The organism is Bacillus sp. F56, assembly GCF_001748205.1.
GTDB lineage: Bacteria > Bacillota > Bacilli > Bacillales > Bacillaceae > Bacillus > Bacillus stercoris.
This window is the reverse complement of the sequence record NZ_BDFC01000004.1, coordinates 711,728-733,041: the sequence shown is the minus strand read 5'-3', so window position 1 is coordinate 733,041 and position 21,314 is coordinate 711,728. Positions and strand designations below refer to the sequence as shown.

20 protein-coding genes are annotated in these 21,314 nt (G+C 47.4%); 2 read left to right on the top strand and 18 right to left on the bottom strand.

All coding sequences use genetic code 11. The annotated features are described in order from the left end of the window. Positions 1-16: 16 nt before the first annotated feature. The 5 genes from ganQ to lutR all read right to left on the bottom strand — a co-directional run bounded on the left by ganQ (position 17) and on the right by lutR (position 5,471). Positions 17-868, bottom strand: a complete 852-nt coding sequence (ganQ, locus tag BFW96_RS03795) for a galactooligosaccharide ABC transporter permease GanQ (RefSeq protein WP_014665437.1) — start codon at positions 866-868, stop codon at positions 17-19. Positions 869-871: 3 nt separating this feature from the next. Then, complete coding sequence (gene ganP, locus BFW96_RS03790) at positions 872-2,128, bottom strand: galactooligosaccharide ABC transporter permease GanP (RefSeq protein ID WP_040081765.1); 1,257 nt, start codon at positions 2,126-2,128, stop codon at positions 872-874. Between the two features lie 39 nt (positions 2,129-2,167). After that, a complete protein-coding gene (gene ganS, locus BFW96_RS03785; protein WP_069838694.1) occupies positions 2,168-3,433 on the bottom strand; it encodes an arabinogalactan oligomer ABC transporter substrate-binding protein GanS in 1,266 nt (421 codons plus the stop codon). A 141-nt stretch (positions 3,434-3,574) separates the two neighbouring features. Then, positions 3,575-4,567, bottom strand: coding sequence for a galactan degradation operon transcriptional regulator GanR (ganR, locus tag BFW96_RS03780; RefSeq protein WP_069838693.1), 993 nt, complete (start codon positions 4,565-4,567; stop codon positions 3,575-3,577). A 181-nt stretch (positions 4,568-4,748) separates the two neighbouring features. Beyond that, on the bottom strand, positions 4,749-5,471 hold the full coding sequence (gene lutR / locus BFW96_RS03775; protein WP_069838692.1) for an L-lactate utilization/bacilysin biosynthesis transcriptional regulator LutR: 723 nt from the start codon (positions 5,469-5,471) through the stop codon (positions 4,749-4,751). Between the two features lie 227 nt (positions 5,472-5,698). On the opposite strand from lutR, the gene lutP reads away from it, so the two are divergent. After that, the gene (lutP, locus tag BFW96_RS03770; protein WP_069838691.1) at positions 5,699-7,390 is read left to right on the top strand and encodes an L-lactate permease LutP; all 1,692 of its coding nucleotides are present in this window, start codon (positions 5,699-5,701) and stop codon (positions 7,388-7,390) included. A 26-nt stretch (positions 7,391-7,416) separates the two neighbouring features. Here the strand turns inward: lutP and rpoN are convergent, their stop codons facing one another. After that, entirely contained in the window at positions 7,417-8,727 is a 1,311-nt protein-coding gene (rpoN, locus tag BFW96_RS03765) for an RNA polymerase factor sigma-54 (protein WP_069838690.1), read from the bottom strand. A 78-nt stretch (positions 8,728-8,805) separates the two neighbouring features. Between rpoN and yvfG the strand changes: the two genes are divergently transcribed. Next, entirely contained in the window at positions 8,806-9,024 is a 219-nt protein-coding gene (yvfG, locus tag BFW96_RS03760) for a protein YvfG (protein ID WP_003219905.1), read from the top strand. Positions 9,025-9,033: 9 nt separating this feature from the next. Here the strand turns inward: yvfG and BFW96_RS03755 are convergent, their stop codons facing one another. Genes BFW96_RS03755 through BFW96_RS03700 form a run of 12 tightly spaced genes read right to left on the bottom strand, consistent with a single transcriptional unit; the run spans position 9,034 to position 21,314 of the window. Further along, entirely contained in the window at positions 9,034-10,002 is a 969-nt protein-coding gene (locus BFW96_RS03755) for a polysaccharide pyruvyl transferase family protein (RefSeq protein ID WP_069838689.1), read from the bottom strand. Next, the gene (locus BFW96_RS03750) at positions 9,981-11,147 is read right to left on the bottom strand and encodes a DegT/DnrJ/EryC1/StrS family aminotransferase (RefSeq protein WP_069838688.1); all 1,167 of its coding nucleotides are present in this window, start codon (positions 11,145-11,147) and stop codon (positions 9,981-9,983) included. The genes BFW96_RS03755 and BFW96_RS03750 overlap by 22 nt, the downstream gene beginning before the upstream one ends. A 4-nt stretch (positions 11,148-11,151) precedes the next feature. After that, positions 11,152-11,802, bottom strand: a complete 651-nt coding sequence (locus tag BFW96_RS03745; RefSeq protein WP_069838687.1) for an acetyltransferase — start codon at positions 11,800-11,802, stop codon at positions 11,152-11,154. Then, on the bottom strand, positions 11,799-12,407 hold the full coding sequence (locus tag BFW96_RS03740; RefSeq protein ID WP_069838686.1) for a sugar transferase: 609 nt from the start codon (positions 12,405-12,407) through the stop codon (positions 11,799-11,801). Before BFW96_RS03740 ends, BFW96_RS03745 begins: the two co-directional genes overlap by 4 nt. Beyond that, the gene (locus BFW96_RS03735) at positions 12,404-13,921 is read right to left on the bottom strand and encodes an MATE family efflux transporter (RefSeq protein WP_014665447.1); all 1,518 of its coding nucleotides are present in this window, start codon (positions 13,919-13,921) and stop codon (positions 12,404-12,406) included. Before BFW96_RS03735 ends, BFW96_RS03740 begins: the two co-directional genes overlap by 4 nt. Next, positions 13,918-14,952, bottom strand: coding sequence for a glycosyltransferase (locus BFW96_RS03730; RefSeq protein WP_069838685.1), 1,035 nt, complete (start codon positions 14,950-14,952; stop codon positions 13,918-13,920). The genes BFW96_RS03735 and BFW96_RS03730 overlap by 4 nt, the downstream gene beginning before the upstream one ends. Beyond that, complete coding sequence (locus BFW96_RS03725; protein WP_069838684.1) at positions 14,949-16,025, bottom strand: polysaccharide pyruvyl transferase family protein; 1,077 nt, start codon at positions 16,023-16,025, stop codon at positions 14,949-14,951. Before BFW96_RS03725 ends, BFW96_RS03730 begins: the two co-directional genes overlap by 4 nt. A gap of 4 nt (positions 16,026-16,029) precedes the next feature. Further along, positions 16,030-17,064 (bottom strand): glycosyltransferase family 2 protein, encoded by a 1,035-nt coding sequence (locus BFW96_RS03720; RefSeq protein WP_069838683.1) that lies wholly within the window; start codon positions 17,062-17,064, stop codon positions 16,030-16,032. 24 nt (positions 17,065-17,088) lie between these two features. Next, the gene (gene epsG / locus BFW96_RS03715) at positions 17,089-18,192 is read right to left on the bottom strand and encodes a biofilm exopolysaccharide biosynthesis protein EpsG (RefSeq protein WP_069838682.1); all 1,104 of its coding nucleotides are present in this window, start codon (positions 18,190-18,192) and stop codon (positions 17,089-17,091) included. Next, positions 18,189-19,343, bottom strand: coding sequence for a glycosyltransferase family 1 protein (locus BFW96_RS03710; protein ID WP_069838681.1), 1,155 nt, complete (start codon positions 19,341-19,343; stop codon positions 18,189-18,191). Before BFW96_RS03710 ends, epsG begins: the two co-directional genes overlap by 4 nt. Further along, on the bottom strand, positions 19,336-20,172 hold the full coding sequence (gene epsE / locus BFW96_RS03705; RefSeq protein ID WP_069838680.1) for a glycosyltransferase EpsE: 837 nt from the start codon (positions 20,170-20,172) through the stop codon (positions 19,336-19,338). The genes BFW96_RS03710 and epsE overlap by 8 nt, the downstream gene beginning before the upstream one ends. Beyond that, a complete protein-coding gene (locus BFW96_RS03700) occupies positions 20,169-21,314 on the bottom strand; it encodes a glycosyltransferase family 4 protein (protein ID WP_069838679.1) in 1,146 nt (381 codons plus the stop codon). The genes epsE and BFW96_RS03700 overlap by 4 nt, the downstream gene beginning before the upstream one ends.

The following is a 21,314-nucleotide window of genomic DNA, read 5'->3' as shown; positions in this document are numbered from 1 at the left end:
TCTCCTCCTTATTCTCTTAGCCTTTTGTTCCGCCTGCGGTTAATCCGGACACAAAATTCTTTTGCAGTATGATAAAGATGACGGCAACCGGAATGCTGATAAGCAAGGCTCCGGCCGCAAATGTCGTATAGCTGGCCCCCATAACATCATTCACTAAATTGAATAGGCCGACGGGCAATGTATATGATTCAGGCGTTCTCAATATCGTTGAGGACAGCACAAAATCTCCGAGCGGTCCTGTAAAGCTGTTCATGGCCACCACTGCCGCCATCGGTTTTGATAATGGCAGAATGATTTGGAAGAAGATTCGGGTGCTGCTGGCCCCGTCAATCTTGGCGCTTTCGTCTAAATCCATCGGAATCGAATCCATGTACCCTTTCATCAAATACGTATTCATCGGGATCAGGCCGCCGATATAAAGCAAGATTAACAGCCAGTGGCTATTGATCATGCCCAAGATTTGCGCCAATACAAACAAAGCGATTAAAGCCGAAAACTGAGGAATCATTTGCAGCAATAAAAAGAGGGTTAAAGCGTATTTCCTCCCTTTGAACCGAAAGCGCGAAAACGCATAGGCCGTAAACGTCACACAGAGCAAAGACCCTGCCATTGTAAACAGGCTGATCTTCATTGAGTTGACATACCACTGCACATATTGAAGGCTTTCCTTGCCCGCAAATAATTCCTTGTAATGATCGAATGTCGGATGCTTCGGAATGATGGATGTACTGATTAAGCTGTTGCCGGGGTTAAAGCTTGCGCCTGCCGTCCAAAGGAGAGGATAAACAATGATGACCGCCATAAAGGCTAACAACAAGTAAGAGAAAAGGAGACGGAAATATTTTCTGACCTTCATATCTGCCAGCATGACTCATGCCTCCTCTTTAAAAGACTTTGTCTGTCTGAACTGCCATAATGCGATGGAGATGACAAACACAGATAATAAAATCGTTAAAGCCGCAGCAAGTGAATATTGACTGGACTGCATTGTCAACTTATAAATCCATGAAACTAGGATGTCTGTCCCGCCGGCTGTCGATCCGGTTACAGCCGGACCTCCGCCATTAAATAGATAGATAATATTAAAGTTATTAAAATTAAACGTAAACTGAGTAATGATAATCGGAGCCATGGCGATGAACACCATTGGAAGCGTAATGTATCTCAGCTTTGAAAAGACAGAAGCGCCATCAATCGTAGCTGCTTCATACAGATCGTCCGGGATGGATTGCAATACGCCTGTTGAGACGAGAAAGATGTACGGAAATCCGAGCCAGCCCTGCATGAGAATCAACGCAAGCCTCGACCAATTGGCATCTGTCATCCACGGAAGCGGATCTATCCCGAAGAAAGCCAAGATGTCGTGATTCATCGCACCAAAGCTATCATTAAACAGCCCCGCAAAAATTAAAATCGTCACAAAACCGGGAACGGCCCATGGCAAAATCAGTATCGTCCGGAAAAAGCGTTTAAACCGAAGGTCTTTCTGGTTGACAATGATCGCGAGAAAAATCCCCAAGCTGACTTGCAGTGTGGATGCAGCGAGTGTCCAAACCACCGTCCAAGCCAAAACATCAAAAAAGGTCGACCTCCAAATATCAACTGTGAATATATTTGCGAACGTTTGAAAACCGACCCAATCAATTAATTTTGCAGGAGGAGAATGATACAAATCATAGTTTGTGAACGCTAATGCAAAGCTGAATAAAATGGGGAAGATCACGGCGAAAATTAAAATAAACAAAGATGGGCCGCTGACGACATAAGGATAGCCCTCAGAAATGATATGCCGGTATTGTTCTTTTAAGGAACTTAATGGCTTGTTTTCATCACGCTGCTTTCCGCTTTGAAACGCATCGCGAAGATTCACATAATACACCGCAAGGCCAAAGCAGGTCACGATGACAGCGATAATTCCTTCCGCCAGCAAGAAAACGGAATTATCCCGCGGCACTTCTGTTCCCAGTGTAAAGATTCCCCAAAACCCCATATTGAGCAGATCTCCAAAGACCGCAAAAAACGATGCGCCTAAGAAAAGAAAGACAAAGCCTTTTATCCATTGCTTGTTATAAAATTGCCCGAGCCCCGGGATGATAGACAGCAACAAAGCGATTTGACGATGCTGCACCGTTTTCACCTCTATTACAATACAAATCTAGCTTTCTCTTTATTTTCCGCTGTGCTTTGCCTTGATTTGTCCTTTGGCCGTTTCAGCTGCTTGATCCAATGCTTGTTTCGGATCCGCCTTCCCTGTTGCAACTGTCTGTAATGCTGAATCAGCCGGCGTCCATATTTCATTCATTTCCGGAATATTTGGTGTTGGCTCTGAGAAGCGGGATTGTTCAGTAACAGCCCGTGCCGCCTCGCTTTTCATAATAGCCGGGTCATTGGCTAGAGATTTTACAGCAGGAACTTCTTTCGTCTCTTCATATCGTGTTTTAGAATTTTTTTCATTTGCCAGGAATACGGCTAATTCTTGCGCCAGCTCCGCATTCTTTGAAAATGCGCTGACGTTGTAGCTTTTGACGCCGATAAAGGAACTCATGTTTTTCCCATTTTCCAGCTTCGGCAGTTTCGTAATGCCATAATTGATCCCTGCTTTCGAAAAGGCTTCTACATTCCATGGACCAGAAATAATCGCGGCGGCTTTTCCTTCTGTGAACAGTGATTCCAACACGTTAATCCCTTGTTCTCCAATAATGCCTGCCGGGAATAAGCCCTCTTTGTAAAACGTCTGCATCAGCGCCGCACCTTTGACAGCGCCTTCATTATTGATTCCAATGTCTGACGGGTTATAGCTGCCGTCTTTGTCCTTTCCAAAAATGTATCCGCCGTATCCGCTCATTACACTTTCCGCATAATAAATTTGATCGAATAAGGCTAAAAAGCCAAATTTGCTGCCATCAGCAGTCTTTTTGGAATAGTCGTACCACTCTTCCAGCGTTTTGGGCAATTCCTTTTCTGAGATGAGATCTTTGTTGTAAAACAGCACAGTCGTTTCAACTGCTTTTGGCAGTCCATAAAGCTTTTGATCGACCATTTGAGACTGAATGGAAGCGTCAGTATAAAGTGATTGAACGTCTTTTTTGACATGTAATTCCTTGAGTAATCCTTCCGTGACAGCCGTTCCGATTTGGTCACCTGGCATTGTTAACACGTCAGGGCCTGTGCCGGCCGGTCCGTCCATTCGCAAATCTTCAATCTGCTTGGCATACGGTTTTTCAACGACTTTGACCTTCACATCGTGCTCTTTTTCAAACGCAGCCACAGCGTCTTTAATGCCGTTGCTTTTTTCCTTATCCTCCCACACGACAAGCTCCGACCCTTTTGAACTCGATTTGGCGCTGCTGCTTTCCTTTGGGCCGCAAGCCGCCAAGGATAAACTGACAGCTGCGCAGAGCATGAGTACGGAACACCTTTTTGCCTTTTTCATTGATTGTCACCCTTTCGGTATGAATGAAAGCGCTTTTAAAATAATATAGCACGCTTAAGAAAATGTGTAAACAAACTATTTACTACTTTAGGTAAATTATTTTACCTAATTAAAAAAACGGCTTAGTGTCCTAAGCCGTTTTTAATTCATACTCTTTCTGACGATTAATTCCGCGCCCACATATAAAGTTTTTACCGTCTTTCTCTTGTCCTGCACTTGTTCAAGCAGCAATTGAACAGCGTTTTTACATAATTCATGTATATCAATATGAAACGTCGTCAGAGGAGGTGAGACATACTTCGCGAAGCTGATGTTGTTGATACTCACAATACTTACCCTGTTCGGTATGGCAATTCCTTTTTCGTTCAGGGCTTGCAGACAGCCCACTGCAATCGGGTCCGCTGCGATCATAAAAGCAGTCGGAAGCTGGTCGCCTAATGTCTCGATCGCCGCTGACATCAGGCGGTAGCCGTTTTCTACAGAGAATCCGCGATGACAGAAAATATACCGCTCGTCCAGCATGCCTTTTTCCCTCATATAGGATCTGAAGGTTTCTTCACGGATGTCCATTTCATCCTGGTTGGTGTTCGGATTTTTGTATGTGCCGCCGATAAAGCCGATGCTTTTATGTCCCTTCTCAGCCAGGATGTTTACCGTCTTCCTTGTCATTTGTGCTAAGTCAGGCCTTACCGAGTCAAAATAATCGGGATCAGGAGTTGAATCGATAAAGACGCCGTTTTCAGTGAGATTCCTAAGGAAAGCCAGCTCTTCATCTGAAAATGTGCCGACGGCAATAAACCCTTCCGTATGTTCAGGAATGCACTCGATTCCATCTGATATTTTATAAGTGGTCATATCGATATTGAATGCTTTCGCCAGTTTCTCTATTTCCAATCTCATCGTTTTAAAATAGACATCTTCCAATTCTTCTTTATCTGTCAGCCAATATAAAAACGCAATATGTTTCACCAGCGGCCTTACTGTTTTTTTGCGGTAATTGAGTTTCTCCGCCGCTTCATAGATTTTCTCCCGTGTCTCGTCAGGAACAGAAAGGCTTTCATCGTTATTTAAAACGCGGGAAACGGTTGAGATTGAAAATCCCGCTTCCTGCGCGATATCTTTAATTGTCGCCATTGCATCTGCCTCCATTATGCAGCTCGCATTCATTTTAGTAAAATATTTTACTTTCTTTTTCAAAAATGTCAAGCGTACAAAGCCACTGGCTTCCTCATGTAAAAAGACTGAACCATTCGCGGTTCAGTCTCAGTTGTTCGTATCATCCGGAACCGGCAGAATTGCCCGGGAAATGAGTTGGTTATTGCACATTTTCCTCGAAATATCCCGAAAGCACATCTTCCACATTCGTCAAGTGCGCCAGCATGGCGGCTTCCGCCTGTGCACCGTTCCCGGCAGCCACGGCATTGTAAATCCGTTCGTGCTCCTCATACAGCCGCTGAACTGAGGTCTTCTTGGAAAACAGCCAGATTTTCCGCGTTTCTCTCATTGTTTCCAGCAGCAATGATGATACGTGATTCATCAAGTGTTTAAGAAGTTCATTTTGAGAAGCGTCCGCAAGCGCCAGATGAAATGCAAAATCTGCTTTCTCTCCCAACTCCCCGTCTGCTTCAATGCTCCCCATTTCCTTTAGTGCATCATAAATTCTTTCGAGATCTGCTTCTGTCCTTTTTTCAGCAGCTAATGACGCCACGCCGAGTTCAAGCAGTTTTCTGACCTCGAGCAGCTGCTTGACGTCCTCTTTTTTCATAAGAAGGGCGGCTGAGAGCGGCTGAGAAATTTGATTGAGCTCAAATTCCTTCAGATACGTGCCTTCTCCCTGTTTCATTTCGACAAGCCCCATCGCTTTTAGCGCAGAAAGTGCCTCGCGAACCGCTGAACGGCTGACTTGAAAGCTCTCAGCAAGCGCCTGAACAGAGTCCAGTTTATCCCCCGGCTTCAATTCGCCGTTTTTGATCATATCTAATAGTGCATCCGCTACTTCTTCATATATTTTTTTTGTTTTAATCTGTTTGTATTTCAATGCAATTCACCCCGTAACTTGTAGGTCTGGCTGTTTACGATCTATTATACTCTGTTTTGTGGGCCGCCAAAAGATTTTGACTATTTTGTCAAAAAGTCTTGTACTTTGATTTTTTTCAAAATATAATGCTAAGTAACTGGTCTTATTACCCAGTCATCAGATGATCATATCATCTATAGAAACCGCTTACATACAACGCCAGTTTATGTTTCAAGGAGGGGTTTGGGATGCAATGGACACAGGCATATACGCCTATAGGGGGAAATTTGCTTTTATCAGCGCTTGCCGCACTTGTACCGATTATTTTCTTTTTTTGGGCACTCGCGATTAAACGGATGAAGGGGTATACAGCGGGCTTGGCCACATTGGGGATCGCCCTTGTCATTGCTGTATTGGTTTATCGGATGCCTGCGGAAAAAGCGCTGATGTCGGCGACACAAGGAGCCGTTTACGGAATATTGCCGATTGGCTGGATCATTGTGACGTCTGTTTTTTTGTATAAAATTACTGTGAAAACGGGGCAGTTTGATATCATTCGCAGTTCGGTTCTCTCGATTACTGATGACCGGCGGCTTCAAGCCCTCTTGATCGCTTTTTCATTCGGGGCTTTTTTAGAAGGGGCAGCAGGCTTCGGAGCGCCTGTCGCCATTTCTGCCGCGCTTTTGGTCGGTCTCGGCTTTAATCCTCTTTATGCGGCGGGGATCTGTTTGATCGCCAATACGGCGCCTGTCGCCTTTGGCGCAATTGGAATTCCAATTACAGCCGTAGAAGGGCCGACAGGGATTCCGGCGATGGAGATTTCACAAATGGTCGGGCGGCAGCTGCCGTTTTTATCCGTATTTATTCCTCTTTATTTAATCATCATTATGAGCGGGTTCAGGAAAGCCTTGGAGGTCTGGCCGGCAATTCTCGTATCCGGTGTTTCCTTTGCTGTTGTTCAATATCTCAGTTCCAATTTTTTAGGGCCTGAGCTGCCTGATGTTTTGTCAGCGCTTGTTTCAATGGCTGCGCTTGCTGTGTTTTTGAAATGGTGGAAGCCGAAAACAACATTCCGGTTTGCCGGTGAACAGGAATCGGCCGCCGCGATTGAAACGGCGAAAACGAGTCCGGCTGCGCCTGCGTACAGCGGCGGACAGATTTTCAAGGCTTGGTCGCCATTTCTGCTGCTGACGGTGATGATTTCTATATGGGGCATTCCATCTGTCAAATCCGCGCTGACAGGGCATTATGAAGGCTCTGCTGTGTTCTTGACATGGCTGAATGCTGTTGGGGAAAAACTGACTTTTGCCCCTGGTGTGCCTTTTTTGAACAATCAGATTGCCAATGCTGACGGTACGCCGATTGAAGCGGTTTACAAGCTTGACGTGCTCGGTTCAGCCGGCACCGCCATCTTGATTGCCGCTGTACTGTCAAAGTTCATCACGGCGATTTCGTGGAAAGACTGGGGAGCGGTTTTTAAAGAAACGATCGAAGAGTTGAAGTTTCCGATTTTGACCATCGCTTCTGTCGTCGGTTTTGCCTATGTCACCAACTCCTCGGGAATGAGCACGACACTCGGGATGACACTCGCTCTCACAGGTTCGATGTTTACCTTCTTCTCGCCTGTTCTCGGCTGGCTCGGCGTCTTCATTACCGGCTCAGATACTTCTGCCAACCTGCTGTTCGGCAACCTGCAAAAAGTCACCGCGTTGTCGGTCGGCATGGACCCTGTTCTGTCTGTCGCCGCCAACTCTTCAGGCGGTGTCACAGGAAAAATGATTTCGCCGCAGTCGATTGCGGTGGCGTGCGCCGCGGTAGGACTCGCCGGAAAGGAATCAGATCTTTTCCGCTTTACGATTAAGCACAGCCTGTTTTTGCTGCTGCTCGTTTGCATCATTACCTTTTTGCAGCATCATGTGTTCAGCTGGATGATTCCTTAAAAAAATCCTCCCTTCATGGGAGGATTTTATTTATATCGTTTTCTCGCTGCCGATGACGGAATGTTCATTTGATCGCGGTATTTTGCCACGGTGCGCCTGGAGATTTGGATGCCGCGCTGTTCATATAACAAATCGGCAAGCTTTTGATCTGAAAGCGGTTTTGTTTTGTCCTCTTGATTGATGAGGTCTTGAAGATGCGTTTTAACTGCGTAGTTAGATGCCTCTCCATCTCCTGAAGCCTCAGCTTTTGCTGAGAAAAAAAGTTTCATCTCAAACAATCCGTACGGTGTTTGTATCGTTTTTCCTTTGATTGCCCGGCTCACAGTTGATTCATGAAGGCTTAGGCAGTCCGCTATCTCTCTGAGAGTCAGCGGCTTCATTGCGCTTCGCCCTTTCAGAAAGAAATCCTTTTGGCGTGTGATCAGCTCATTGACAATTCTCGTAATCGTCTGTTTTCGCTGCCGCAGCGCGCGGCTCAGCCAGCGCCATTCCTGATATTTCGCAGATAAATAAGAGACAGTATCCTGACAGGAGCCGGATGATAAAAGCGTACTGTACTGCGGATGCAGATCGATTTCGGGAAACGAGCGGGTATTCAGCTCCGCTGCAATGTGCCCGTTTTTTACGGTGATAAAAATGTCAGGCTCGATATACACATCTTGCTCTGGACGGGCAAACAGAAGACCCGGTCTTGGATGAAGAGCCGATATATCATCTGATATATCCTGAATGGTATCAAGCGGAATTCCAGTTTTTGCTGAAAGCGCTTTCCATTTTTTTTGCGCAAATGCATCAAAATGAGCAGAAACAAGCATTTCCGCTTGTTCATTTCTGTTCGGCAGCCGCTGTAATTGAAGAAGGATGCATTCCTGCAAAGATCTCGCGCCGATTCCAGCCGGCTCTAGTGACTGGAGTTTTGCCAAAACAGCCTCTGTTTCCTTGGCCGATACAGATAAGCGCTGTGCCGCCTCCTCCACATCTTCTTCCAAGTATCCGTTTGAATCAAGCGAATAAATCAGATAATTAAAAATCTTTTTTTCAGTGTTTGACAGATTCATATCGAGTGACTGCTGTTTTAACGCATCCTGCAATGTTTTTTGCGGATCACTTAATTGAAGGCCCGCTTCCTGTGCATTCATCCTGTTTTTATTTGTTTTATGGTAAGATAGTGGCGGTGTGTCTGTTTCCTTTCGTTCAATAAGAGGGTTTTCCAGTGAGAGCTCATCAATGTACTCGGCAAGCTCTGCCGAATGATAGCCAAGCAGCGTGATGGCCTGCCTGAGCTCCTGTGTCAGTTGAGGCTTTAATACTTGTACTTGCTGAAGTTTCATATCCATCTTGCTCACTCCCCTTTCTTCATTGTACATGATTGAGATCACACCGTATACATTTATGAAAAAGGAGCTGCCGAAGAAATGTCTGAACTTTTTTCCGTCCCTTATTTTATTGAGAATTTAAAACAGCATATTGAAATGAATCAGTCTGAGGATAAAATCCACGCGATGAATAGCTACTACCGTTCCGTCGTCTCTACGCTCGTGCAAGACCAGCTGACGAAAAACGCTGTCGTCTTAAAGCGGATTCAGCATTTAGATGAAGCATACAACAAAGTCAAACGTGGAGAATCAAAATAAACCTTCCGCTCACACGTGAGCAGGAAGGTTTTCCTTCTTTGAGGCGTCCTGGATGAGCCGGGTGCTTGGCACTCCTTCCATCCAGGTATGGAAGTAATTGGCGTTTTTCCCATAGGAATTATCAATGACCGTGTTTTCTTTTTGAAGAAGAGAAGACAAGATGTGGCCGTGCAGCCTTGATGTTTCCACCGATTCGTAACGGCTGAAAAACCGAATGGCTTTTTTGACGATATAATCCGAGTATTTTCCCCATATATACGCAATAGGCAAAGGGTTGCCCGCTTTTTTGTTCAGGACGTTGAGCGTTTGCAGAAAAGCGATCGTCCGGCGGTCTGAAGCTGACAGGACCGTGCGCCAGTCGTAGCTCTCCGCTTTAGCGTGTTCCTGAAGCTCCTGGTTTGCTTCATGATCTGTTCGGATAAATCTCAGCTTTTGATTAGACGGCTGCTGCGTGGGAATGACGGGAAACAGCTGATGAGCCATATCAGGCAGAAGCTGAATGTGATTTCTTGAAAAATAAGCCTGTGCCGTAGCATAGGAGGCTTTTTCCCTTGTCATGATGTGGAGATTCGCATGCTTAGAAAATATCTCCGCCGTCCGCTTGAGGTTGTCTTTGTTTTGAAAATAAATCGATTGCGGCAGGATCACAATTTTGTGGTTCGGATAGGTTTGGACGATTTTTTCTCTAAAGCCTTGATAATACGGATACAAATCCCCGAAGTTGCCGCCTCCCTGGCAGACGATGATGAGATTTGGATCCAGCTTTCGGCCGACGGGAAAATTGTCGGGATTCCAGCGTTTTCTGACCCGGATTCCGTGTTCTTTAAAGAAAGCTTCTGTTCCCTTCATAATAAATAAATCCCCTACATTTCCGTATAGAGGATAGTCGGCGTATATGATTTCGGATTGTTTCGGAATGACGTCGAGCAGCCCGGACAGTTTCTGTTTCAGGCTGATCATCGAATGCTTGCTGTCCATTTCTTCACCTCGGCATTTTGGAATAAGTGCAGTAGCACGTCAATAACCCGATCTTGCTCATCTTCTGTCATATTTGACCCGGATGGGAGACAGATCCCTTGCTTGAAAAGCTCTTCGCATACGCTTCCTGTATCTTCATGGGAATGAAATAAAGCCGGATCGAACAGCGGCTGGGTATGGAGCGGCTTCCACAGCGGACGGGCTTCAATGTTTTCTTCAGCAAGACGGTGAACTACGTCATAGGGGCTGAGCCCGTTATCAAGTGTGAGCGTGGTGAGCCAGCGATTGGATACGCCTGCTGCGTACTCCGGCATAAAGCGGACGCCGTCTATGTGACCGAGCGCATTTTTGTATCTCGTGAAAATGGTCCTTCTTTTCTCTACGCGCTCATCCAGCACCTCAAGCTGAGCAATGCCGACACCGGCTAAAATATTGCTCAGCCTGTAATTATGCCCCATTTCACTGTGCTGATAATGAACAGCCGGCTCTCGAGCCTGCGAAGCGAGAAATCTTGCTTTTTCCATTGCGGCTTCATCATTTGAAACGAGCATCCCTCCGCCTGATGTGGTGATGATTTTGTTCCCGTTAAATGAATAAATGCCGAAGCGCCCGAATGTCCCGCTTTGCTTCCCTTTGTAGACTGTTCCGAGAGATTCGGCTGCGTCCTCAATGACAGGAACTCCGTATGCATCACACAGGCTTACAATGTCATCCATTTTCGCGCTCTGCCCATATAGATTGACGGCAATAACGGCTTTTGGCAGAGTTCCGTTTCTTTTCGCTTCCTGCAATGCTCTTTCAAGGGCTTTCGGCGACATGTTCCATGTGTCAGGCTCAGAATCAATAAAGACGGGCACCGCTTTTTCATATAAAATCGGATTGGCGGTTGCTACAAATGTGAAGGACTGGCAAAACACGCTGTCTCCTTCTTTTACGTCAAGCAAACGCAGCGCCAGATGAATCGCAGCCGTTCCAGAGCTGACCGCAGCTGCTGCTTTTACACCGACGCGTTCTGCCAGCTGTTCTTCAAATAAATTCACGAGCGGCCCAAGCGGCGCGATCCAGTTTGAGCGAAAGGCTTCCGAAATATAGTGCTGCTCCCTGCCGCTCATGTGAGGGGGAGATAAGTAGATTTTTTTATGCATAGAATCATCCTTTGTTTGATGTTTGAATGGAAGAAATGATGCGTGCCGGTGCACCGGCCGCCGTTACCCTGTCCGGTATGGAACGGATTACCGCAGAGCCGGCGCCGACAATGCTCCAAGCCCCGATTGTGATCTGCGGTATGACGGACGCACCGGTTCCAACGTGAGCGCCTTCCTGAACGGAAACCGCTCCTGACAGTGTGACACGCGGGGACAGATGAACGTAATCGCTGATTTGATTGTCGTGCTCTGCCACTGCGCCCGTATTGATGATGCAGTGGGCGCCGATGCGCGCATCCGCCTGAATGATTGCGCCCGCCATGATCACTGTCCCTTTCCCGATAGCAGCCGATTTGCTGACGATGGCTGACGGGTGAATCAATGTAATAAAATCATCTTTCTTCAGTCCCAGTCGCTCAGTCAGCTGTTTTCTGACACTGTTATTTCCAACAGCAATCAAAAACAGCACATCGGGAATGAGCCTGCGCAATTCACTAATGGCTTCCGGCGGGCCTGTGTACCATTCTTTTCCGCCTTCGAACGTTTTGAATTTATCATCCAGCACCGCGGCTAAACGCGTATCTGCGCGGGCGTTAATCAGCTCTCTGATCACCTTTCCGTGTCCGCCGTCACCCACAATGGCCACGTTTTTCATGAGGACACATCTCTGCTTCCGGTAAACCGTTCCGCGGTCACATGATTGGTTTGCTGAATCCCTTCTGAAACAAGAACCTTTCGCACCGTCAAACATAGAATTTTCAAATCGAGAAAAAATGATCGGTTGTCAACGTACCAAACATCTAATTCAAATTTCTTTTCCCAGGAAATCGCGTTTCTGCCATTGATTTGCGCCCAGCCTGTGATACCCGGCTTCACCTCATGGCGCCGTGCCTGTTTTTCTGTATAAAGGGGCAGATAGTCCATCAAAAGCGGCCGCGGCCCGACAAGGCTGAGATCGCCCTTCAGAACATTCAGAAGCTGCGGAAGCTCATCAATGCTTAGCTTTCTGATCAGCCTGCCTGTTTTCGTCAGCCTAACTTCATCGGGCAGCAGATTTCCTTCACTGTCCCGTTCATCCGTCATTGTCCGGAACTTATACAGGGTGAACGGTTTGCCGTGCAGGCCCGGCCTTACTTGCTTAAAGAAGACAGGTGATCCTATTTTCAGCCTGACAACGGCGATGGTGAACAAAATGATCACACTCGTACAGCACAACAAAAAAATGGCGGCCGTCAGATCAAAAAGTCGTTTCAGGATCAAAGATTCACAGCTCCTTTCGTTTTTCGAAACCGTTTTAGTACCAGCTGTCTTTCCTCTTTTGTACAAACGAGCATAAAAGCGAAAACAGCGTAGCAGAAGCTGACTGTCACTCCCGTCGCTATCAGTGACGTCCAGCCGTCAATCTTCACAACAAATTGCATGGCCTTACAGACCGTCCAGGCAAACACAGCGGCTGAAAGAGGCCCGATGATGCCTTTAAAGAACACGTGCTTTTTGCAGCCTGTAATGCGGGATACAAAAAGCGGCGTGAAAACGGCATTTTTTAAAATAAGGGAAATCGCCCCGGCCAATGTTATGCCGTACAGACCGAGATGAGCCGGCCCGCTCAGCGTGACGGCCAGCACCACATTCACTGCGCCTAACAGCAGGGTAACAATCGCCGGTGTTTTTTGTTGATTAAAAGCGGTCCAAATATAAAACAGCGGCATAAAGGCGAGGCTGATCACCAAGTATCCGGCATGAATAAATAAAAGCGGTGCTATCGACGAAAAGGACGGTCCGAGCCAGATTGTCAGAAAAGGCCCCGCCAACCCGCCCAATAAGGCAGCAGGAAGTGCAAGCAAAAGGCCATTCAGCCTCACTGCCTTATTGGCGTAATTCATCAATCCGTCCATATCGCCTTTTGAATAATATGAAGTCATGATAGGCGCAAACAGGGATGCGACCGTTCCTGCCAAGCTGCGCAAAAGCAGCGGAAACTGGATAATCGCCGCGTATTTCCCGGATGCGGACGCTCCAAGCATCAAATTGGCGGTTAACAGATCAATCTGCAAAAAAAGCAGGACGCCGATTTGATTGACGGAGCTCCATGCGCCCGCTTGAAACAGCTCCTTGCTTGTGCGGAATGAAAGATCCTTCATACGGAACGAAAACCATGGAATCAGCTTTTTGAAGAAATAGAAAGACAGCACAGACGCGATGACAGCACCAGCTAAAGCGGCAAGCTGGATCTGCCAGATTTTTGGCGCAAAGCATGCAAACAGGAGCAGCACAGACAGCACGCGTACAAGCATTTGCACCGCCTGAATGGAGCTGGTGATGTAAAGGCGGTTGGCATAAAATGGTGCAGCCCCGAAACCAGCCGTCAAAAACGTTAAGATAAACAGCAGACTGCCGATCAAAATCGACACACGCACATCAGCCAAAAGCGCTTGCGGCACATTCATAACGCGGTCAACAAAAAAAGCCGAGCCCGCAAGCGGCAGCAAGAGAAGCAATGAAATCAAAACAGAGGCCGCTAAATAATTGCTGATATACGCATTTGCTTTCTCACGCTCTCCCCTGTGGGCAGCAACAGAAAAGAAGCGAACGACAACCGAGCTGAGAGCCACGGTGATAATCGAAAAGTAATTAATCACATTTTGTGTCAAGTGAACAAAGCCGAACGCTTCCACACCGAGCGTTTTGACAATAAAAGGCGTCATCCAAACCGACAGGAAAACAGACAAGAGAAAAGCCGTAAGGTTCGCGCTGAAGTTTATCGTGAATTTCATGCCTGCTTCGCACTGCCTTTCATCGTCCCCCGCTGCTCGAAAAACAGCTTGATGAGAAAAGTGAGCCGCCATTTACACAGTGCTAATATCAAACGCTCTCCTCTTAATAATTTCTCATGCTGAAACGGTGTATGTCTGACAGCCTGCCGCACCATGTCATAGGACAAAATCTGTCTGATCTTCTTTTTGATGTCTTTCGGCGAATTCGGAGAAGCACAGGCATTTGCCAAAAGCATCGGAAGCTGGTGCCTGCAAATGTACACATTCAGATCTTCTTGGCATGCGCCTGCTAAGCCATAGTGATTGTAGAATGCGATTTTAGCCTGATATTGTTTTTGAAGATGTTCATCCATCGCCGGCTTATAAGGAGTTTCTGTCAGGCTGTTCGGGTTTTCACGATAAATGTACAATCCTTCATCAAGCATTTTCACCCGCTCCGCTTCGCGAAAAGCGGACAAATTGAAGGGAGAGTCTTCAGCAAAACGGATGTCTTCCTCAAACATCAGATTCGCCCTATCAAAAAGCTCACGACGGTAAAGATAACGCCATACATACCAGATAAATCTCGTTTCGTGAGCATATTTAAGCCATTCAGTCATTTCTTTTTTTGTCAGCACGCGGTTTGCCTCAAGCTGCGGCGCCACATATGTCCGCCTGTCCGGTGACTGCTTGTAAAAACCGCATCCGGCGATGTCGAGCTGATTTTGCTCCGCTTCTTCAGCCAGTCTCTGGAACATGGCGGAAGATACATAATCGTCTCCGTCTACAAAACCGATGTAAGTGCCCCGCGCGGCCTTTATTCCCGTATTTCGCGCTGAACTAAGCCCGCCGTTAGATTGATGAATGACCCGGATTCTCGCATCCCGTTTTGCATAGTCCTCTGCAATTTCGCCTGACCGATCCGGTGTTCCGTCATTCACAAGGATGATTTCAATATCAGAAAGCGTTTGGCAACGCAAAGAATCCATGCACTCCCCTATAAATGGTTCAACATTATACATCGGGACAATAATGCTGACGAGCGGGGTCATTGTGCTTCACCGCTGATTTTGTCACGCAGACCTTTAAAATACACATCTCTCGGAAAGCCGCCACGGGGTGTTTCTTTTGTTAAAAGCTCATTGACTGCGGCTGTTACACGCTCCGGCTCCGGAAGTTCAATCAGCTTCATGAATGGGATGTCTTTGAGCCATTGATAGCCTTCCATCACCTTATGGTCGAAGGAGCGAATAACAACACACGGCGTTCCTGTCAGCGCGCAAAAAATCATGCCATGAAGCCTGTCTGTGACGACGGCTTCTGCGCTTTGCAGCTTAGACCACAGTGCTTCAAGCTCTTGTTCCCGTGTATCGCGGCTGACCCGGCGCCCGATCGTTGTCGTAAAGGATTTGATCTCGCCGAATTCCTCATATAGCGCAGCTTTGAGCCGGTTTCTCTGCTCCTTCTGAAGCACGCTTTCCTGGTCCTCGCGCAAACACATATAAACCCCTTCGCGCTCTGCGGGGGTCTTGCTTCTGTCTAAATACAGCACCATGTCAGGCTGCTTCAAAATTGTTTTTTCTTGAAAATGCTGTTTCATAAATTGATACGTCGTTTCATCCCGTGCCATCAGCAACAGGCCCGGGTGCGAATTATAAATTTTCTGTGCCCGCTTCAGCTCTTTGCGCCCTTTTTTCGTGTCGGAAAAATGAGCCGTTGCCGGAAGCTGGACAACCCGATAGTCATGAAATGTTTTAATGATGAAGCGGCGCGTCCACTCCTCATAACGGTATAAATCCCCCATGTTTCCGCCGCCGATGATAAAGACCATATCCTCCGGATGGCGCGAGCGGATCAGGTTTTTTGCTGATTTGTAAATGTCCTTCATATCGACCTCGATGATGTCAAAGTCCGGGTATTCTTGCTCCAGAAATGTCTTGCTGGCATAAGCAATTGCGTGATCTCCCAAATTATCATGTGACGGCAGCAGGGTCAGTATGATTTTTTTCTGATGTGCTGCGGCCTTTACCGGCTGGTCTGCCGCTCCCAGCCAATATTGGGACGGGTATTTGAACTTAAGCAGCAGCCATTCTGCAAAATTAATTTTCAACGATTGTAACGACATGTCCTCACCCTCTGTTTCTCATTTTGTACTCGATCACCCGCTGATACACAGCCGATGCCATCGCGACGAACGGAATCATTCTGTATTTCGCCATCAGAAGCAGGCATGACCGTTTTGCGTCAAAAGGCGCTGTTCCCGTTTTTGAAAGACTTTCTTGAAACACCGGATCCGCGCATATCACGCCAACATTTCTAAGCTTTTCAAACAGCCGGCGGCTGCCGCGCGTTTTCCATTCATTCAGCATACAGATGCTGCTGTGAAGAACGATAAAGGTATCAAGCTCCTTGCGGTACTCCTCCAGTTTGTTGTTCTCCTGTAAAAACGCCGCATTCGCCTCATACAGCGCAAGCCCTGATTCAAACAGTTTTTTCTGATAGCGCTGCACAATGGAGGAAAGGTGAATTCGGTAATGATAGAGCGGCGCTTTTACATAGGATACCGAGCGGGCGAAAAAATGAGCCCTGAAGCTGAAAAACTGATCCTCGACATGCTCCAGCTCGCCTCGGAGCGGAAACGACAGCCGATGTGCTTCAATCATGCTTCTTCTGTACAGTTTGTTCCATGAAAACCCTCTGACCTTCCCTTCGAATAACGCCTTGATATAATGCTCCTTCGGCTGGTCCTGATAGGTTTGGGCAATGTCTGAGTCCATGGTTTTGCCAGTATCCTCAAACTCCGCGGCGTAATTGCAAATGACCAGATCAGTTTCATCGCCTGCTGCGCGGAGCATCTGCTCGCAATAATCAGGCTCGATCCAATCGTCTGAATCGATAAACGCGATAAATTCGCCGCGTGCTGCCTCAATGCCTTTATTCCGAACCGCACCGAGCCCCTGGTTTTCCTGATGAATCACCTTAAACCTGTTGTCCATTTTGGCGTATTCTTCCGCGATATCCGGGCTGGCGTCAGCTGAACCGTCATTGACGATGATGATTTCAATATTGTCCACTGTCTGGTTCCGCAGTGATTCGAGACACGTTCTGATATATGTTTCTGTGTTATAAACAGCGACTAACAGACTAACCGCAGGTGTTTCCATAATGACCGGCTCCTCGTGCATAAATTACCGGGAAAAAATCGTTCTGTAAGGCAGAACCGATGAATCAACCGGCATAAGCAAATAACTGTAAAGAAAATAACAAACAACGATAGCAATATAGATAAGAGCATTCGATTTTTCATCAAATATCCTGACGAAATAAGGGACTAAGATCATTTGATACAGACCGAAATAAATATTGAATCTGGCAAAAATCACGTCCTTTGTGGCCAAAAGGCCGAACAAAAAACCTAGCAGGCACAAATTGACGACAATATCAATTTGCGGCCACAGACTCCGCAGTCGTTCTTTATAGCAAAATGCAAGGAACAGCGGCAGAACCAAAACAGCGATTTTGATCACATTCATTCCATTTGTGTTTGTCATAAGCCATTTTTCATAATGGCTGTATGAGCTGTTTTCAAGTACAACGACAAACACAGAAATAAATTTTTGATATAAAAAGGTCATGCCGAGAAATAAAGCGGATAGGCCGAATATCGCCGGAGACCAGGCTTTTCTTCTGACAATAAAGTACACTGGAATCATAATCAGCGCGGACGAATGAAAGAGCGAGCTGACCAGCACAATGAGAAAATATCGCTTCCAGTTCCCGCTGATGATATAACGGAGCGCCCAAAACAAAACAGCTGCCACCATGTATTGCCTGATGCCGTTAAAAGACGCGTAATAATGAAAGGTTCCCAAAAATAAAAAGACACTCAGCTCAAACGGCCTGCCATAATCGGCGAGTGTCTTCATAATAAAGCTATAGGTCACGACCGCAACCGTAAAATACATGATTTGCGGATCTTCCGTGATAAAATTCATCAGCCAAAGGAGTGCGGTAAACCCCGGATCTGTCGCCGTTTTTGCTGTGCCGAAACCGAATATCTGCCACACATTTTGATAATCGCCCGCCAATTCGTACAGCAGCGTGTACGTCTGAAAATCCGTGCCAACTCGATAGCGGAGGCCTGACACGAGCACAAGTGAAGCGAGCGGAATCCAGATCAAAAGCTTATTCGGCCGATACCCCGTGGCAAGCGAATCGTCACGGCCGCCGCACATTTTAGCGAACCAAGACCAAACAAATACAATCCCCATATTGACGGCATATACAATCATCGGTTATTGTCCTTTTCCGTGCGGATGTTGTATACATTCAGCAGCGTTCCTACATTTTGCTGTGCATCGTAGCCAAGTTGGGCGAGTGTTTCCTTGATGAGCTCTCGCTTCGGCCTGCCTGCGGCGGCCGCTCTTGCAATGGTTTCAGCCCAAACGCTGATCGGCTCAGAGAGACTTAATCTTGTGACCAGCCCGAGCCCGGCGTCGACTTTTTCTGTAATGCTGTCTGAAATGATGCATGGAAGCCCCGACGCCTGCGCTTCCACAAGCACAACCGGCAAGCCTTCGTACAGAGACGGCATGACAAATACATCGAAAGTACGCATCAATTCATGAATGCGGTCTTCAGTGCCTAAAAAGAGAACCTCTGACAACAGATCCTGCCGCCGCGCCTCCTCCTCTATCTCCCCTCGCAACGGCCCGTCTCCTGCGAGAACAAGCTGAAAGCGAACGCCTCTTTCTTTGAGATGTGCGGCAAGCTTCAGGAGAAACGCATGGTTTTTCACTTCATGAAACCGGGCCACATGGCCAATGATGAGCCGGTCAGCTGCAATACCGCGGGCTGTTTTTTCTTCATCAGCCGCCTGCCCATTTGGGGCGAACAGCTCAAGATCAATCCCGTTCGGAAGGAGGTGAACACGCTCCCGCTCCATGTTGGACTGTCCAAATAAAAACCTGCCCGCATCCTCTCCGCAGGCACACAGCGCTGTCGCATTCGCCAAGATGAGCCGCCTGAATACCATCAGCTGCAAGCGATCCTTCCAATTGAAGCCGGTCTTCCAAGACGTATTGTGGGAATGGCAGACCCTGATCGGCACTCCGGCGAGCCTTGCCGCAAGAGCGATAAAACCCGTTTGGAAATCTGTATGCGCATGAACGGCGCTGAACGGCCCGTTTTCTTTTATCGCGTTACTCACATTCCTCACAAATGTAAGGGGATTGCTTTGCCCAATGCTCGGGACATAAAAAAGCCGCCCGCCTAAGGATAAAATCTCTTCATCGTAAGCGCACGGATCATTTCGATACGTTAAAAAATCAAATTGTACTTTGCTTCTGTCCATTTTCCGATATAAATTCATCACCATGGTTTCCGCGCCGCCCCTGTTCATGCCGCTGAGAACATGGAGCACGCGTTTTTGGCCGCTATTCATGCTTGACAAGCCCTTCCTTTTGGTTCATTACCCTTTTTTTGTGGTAGCGATTCATCACGGCTGGAGGCATAAACGCGCGGATTAACGGTTTTGCGATATATAAGTAATTAGATACAGGAAGCTTCAAGCGTCTGCACGCCTGATAGACAAGAATGGCGTTGTCAATCGAATACGTAAATGACCGCCGTTTGAATGCATCGCTGTCTTCCCTCACTTTATACAAGGCTTCCTGAAGATTATAGCCCCTGAAGCCCTCTTCAAAAAAACGAAGCCACAAATCGATATCCTCCATTCGTCTCGTCCTGCGCACCGATCGGTAGCCTTTCAGCGTGCGGTAGGCACTCGCTCTCATCATAATCGTGCCGTGGCAAAATGGGGTCCCTTTTGCCATGACGCCCGGCTCCGGAACAGAAGGCAGGATGCGGGTGCCTCTTACGCCAAATTCATCAAACACAAGCATGCCGGTGCCAACCACCTGATAGTGGCGGTGTTTTTCTAAAAACGCGACCTGCTTTTCAAGACGGCGCGGAAACGAAAGGTCATCTCCGTCTTGACGTGCGATATAATCGCCTGTCGCATGCGAAAGACAATGATTTAATGATGCGGCAAGCCGCTTGTTTGTTTTGTTTCGAATCAGTTTGATGCGGTCGCTGTAATGCGCGGCATACTGCTTCGCGATGCGGAGCGTGCCGTCTGTTGACGCATCATCGCACAAAATCAGCTCCCAATTTTTATAGGATTGGCTGAGTATGGATTCTATGCTTTCTGCCAACGTGCGCTCGCAATTATAAATGCCCATAATGACAGAAACTTTCGGTCCTGAGTTCATACGCTTTTCTCCTTTGTATCCATATCCATGTACGCGGAATAAATATCTGCCATTTCTTCCACGGTTCGCGCCTCCGAAAAGCGCAAGGCTGTTTTTCGGCCTTCCTGTCCAAGCTTTCGGCAGAGTTCCGGCTTGTGGTAAAGCTGTTCAATCCGGCGGGCAAAAGCAGCACTGTCACCGATTTTGACCAGAAAACCGTTTTCTCCGTCGCGGATGATTTCCCGATGCCCGCGATTATCTGTGGCGATCGCCGGTTTTTCCGCCGCCATTCCCTCAAGCACATTCATGCCGAGGCCCTCTCTCATGCTGGATGCGACAGATACATCTGCAAGCTGAATCAGCTCATGTATGTCACGGCAAAAGCCGTAAAAACGGACATTGGCGGAAGCGCCAAGCTTTTCAGCTAACGTTCGATACGTTTGTTCCATTGCCCCTTCCCCGGCAAACACAAGGCGGAGCGAAGGAATGTTTTCTTTCAGCAAGGCTGCGGCTTCAATTAACAGCTTCTGATTTTTGTTCACATTAAGCTCAGCCGGATAAACCAATATAAAATCATCTTCACGGAATCCGTGTTTTTCTCTGAGTCTTTGCTGCTCTTTCGGGCTAACAGGCCGGAAACGCTCGGTATTGACGCCAATGCCGTGTATTTTCTGCGTCCTTCCGCCCGGCCTTTGAAGTCCTTTCGCCCGTGTGTAATCCTCTTCATTGATCGTGATCAGGCAGTCCGTATATGCTGAAAGCCACTTTTCGACCGGATAGTATAAAAGCCAATTTTTCATCGGTGCCCCTTTGCAGAAGTGAAAGCCGTGCGCTGTGTACAGCACCTTTGTTCCGCACCGCCGCGCCTGCCGCGCCGCCAGCCTGGCGAGAACGCCGCCTACCGGTGTATGGCAATGAACCATGTCGTATTCATGGGTGTCGATCACTTTCTTCAGCTGCCTATAAACGGATAGATTCTGAGGGTGAAAAGGTGACCTGCGAATTGGGATGGAGAATTTCTCATCCACATACGGCAGCTTGGTTTGTCCGCTCGCGGCGACATGAACCTCCCAGCCTATTTGCTTGAACCATTTAAAATAAGGGAGGTGAAAGGCCTTAAAATGATAATCAACAGTCGCGCAAAACAATATCTTTTTCGTCAT

Bases quoted from the DNA above. Each gene is read 5' to 3' on its own strand.
- ganQ (WP_014665437.1), bottom strand. From the start codon at position 868: ATGCTGGCAGATATGAAGGTCAGAAAATATTTCCGTCTCCTTTTCTCT.
- ganS (WP_069838694.1), bottom strand. From the start codon at position 3,433: ATGAAAAAGGCAAAAAGGTGTTCCGTACTCATGCTCTGCGCAGCTGTC.
- ganR (WP_069838693.1), bottom strand. From the start codon at position 4,567: ATGGCGACAATTAAAGATATCGCGCAGGAAGCGGGATTTTCAATCTCA.
- lutP (WP_069838691.1), top strand. From the start codon at position 5,699: ATGCAATGGACACAGGCATATACGCCTATAGGGGGAAATTTGCTTTTA.
- rpoN (WP_069838690.1), bottom strand. From the start codon at position 8,727: ATGGATATGAAACTTCAGCAAGTACAAGTATTAAAGCCTCAACTGACA.
- yvfG (WP_003219905.1), top strand. From the start codon at position 8,806: ATGTCTGAACTTTTTTCCGTCCCTTATTTTATTGAGAATTTAAAACAG.
- BFW96_RS03755 (WP_069838689.1), bottom strand. From the start codon at position 10,002: ATGGACAGCAAGCATTCGATGATCAGCCTGAAACAGAAACTGTCCGGG.
- BFW96_RS03750 (WP_069838688.1), bottom strand. From the start codon at position 11,147: ATGCATAAAAAAATCTACTTATCTCCCCCTCACATGAGCGGCAGGGAG.
- BFW96_RS03745 (WP_069838687.1), bottom strand. From the start codon at position 11,802: ATGAAAAACGTGGCCATTGTGGGTGACGGCGGACACGGAAAGGTGATC.
- BFW96_RS03735 (WP_014665447.1), bottom strand. From the start codon at position 13,921: ATGAAATTCACGATAAACTTCAGCGCGAACCTTACGGCTTTTCTCTTG.
- BFW96_RS03730 (WP_069838685.1), bottom strand. From the start codon at position 14,952: ATGACCCCGCTCGTCAGCATTATTGTCCCGATGTATAATGTTGAACCA.
- BFW96_RS03725 (WP_069838684.1), bottom strand. From the start codon at position 16,025: ATGTCGTTACAATCGTTGAAAATTAATTTTGCAGAATGGCTGCTGCTT.
- BFW96_RS03720 (WP_069838683.1), bottom strand. From the start codon at position 17,064: ATGGAAACACCTGCGGTTAGTCTGTTAGTCGCTGTTTATAACACAGAA.
- epsG (WP_069838682.1), bottom strand. From the start codon at position 18,192: ATGATTGTATATGCCGTCAATATGGGGATTGTATTTGTTTGGTCTTGG.
- BFW96_RS03710 (WP_069838681.1), bottom strand. From the start codon at position 19,343: ATGAATAGCGGCCAAAAACGCGTGCTCCATGTTCTCAGCGGCATGAAC.
- epsE (WP_069838680.1), bottom strand. From the start codon at position 20,172: ATGAACTCAGGACCGAAAGTTTCTGTCATTATGGGCATTTATAATTGC.
- BFW96_RS03700 (WP_069838679.1), bottom strand. From the start codon at position 21,314: ATGACGAAAAAGATATTGTTTTGCGCGACTGTTGATTATCATTTTAAG.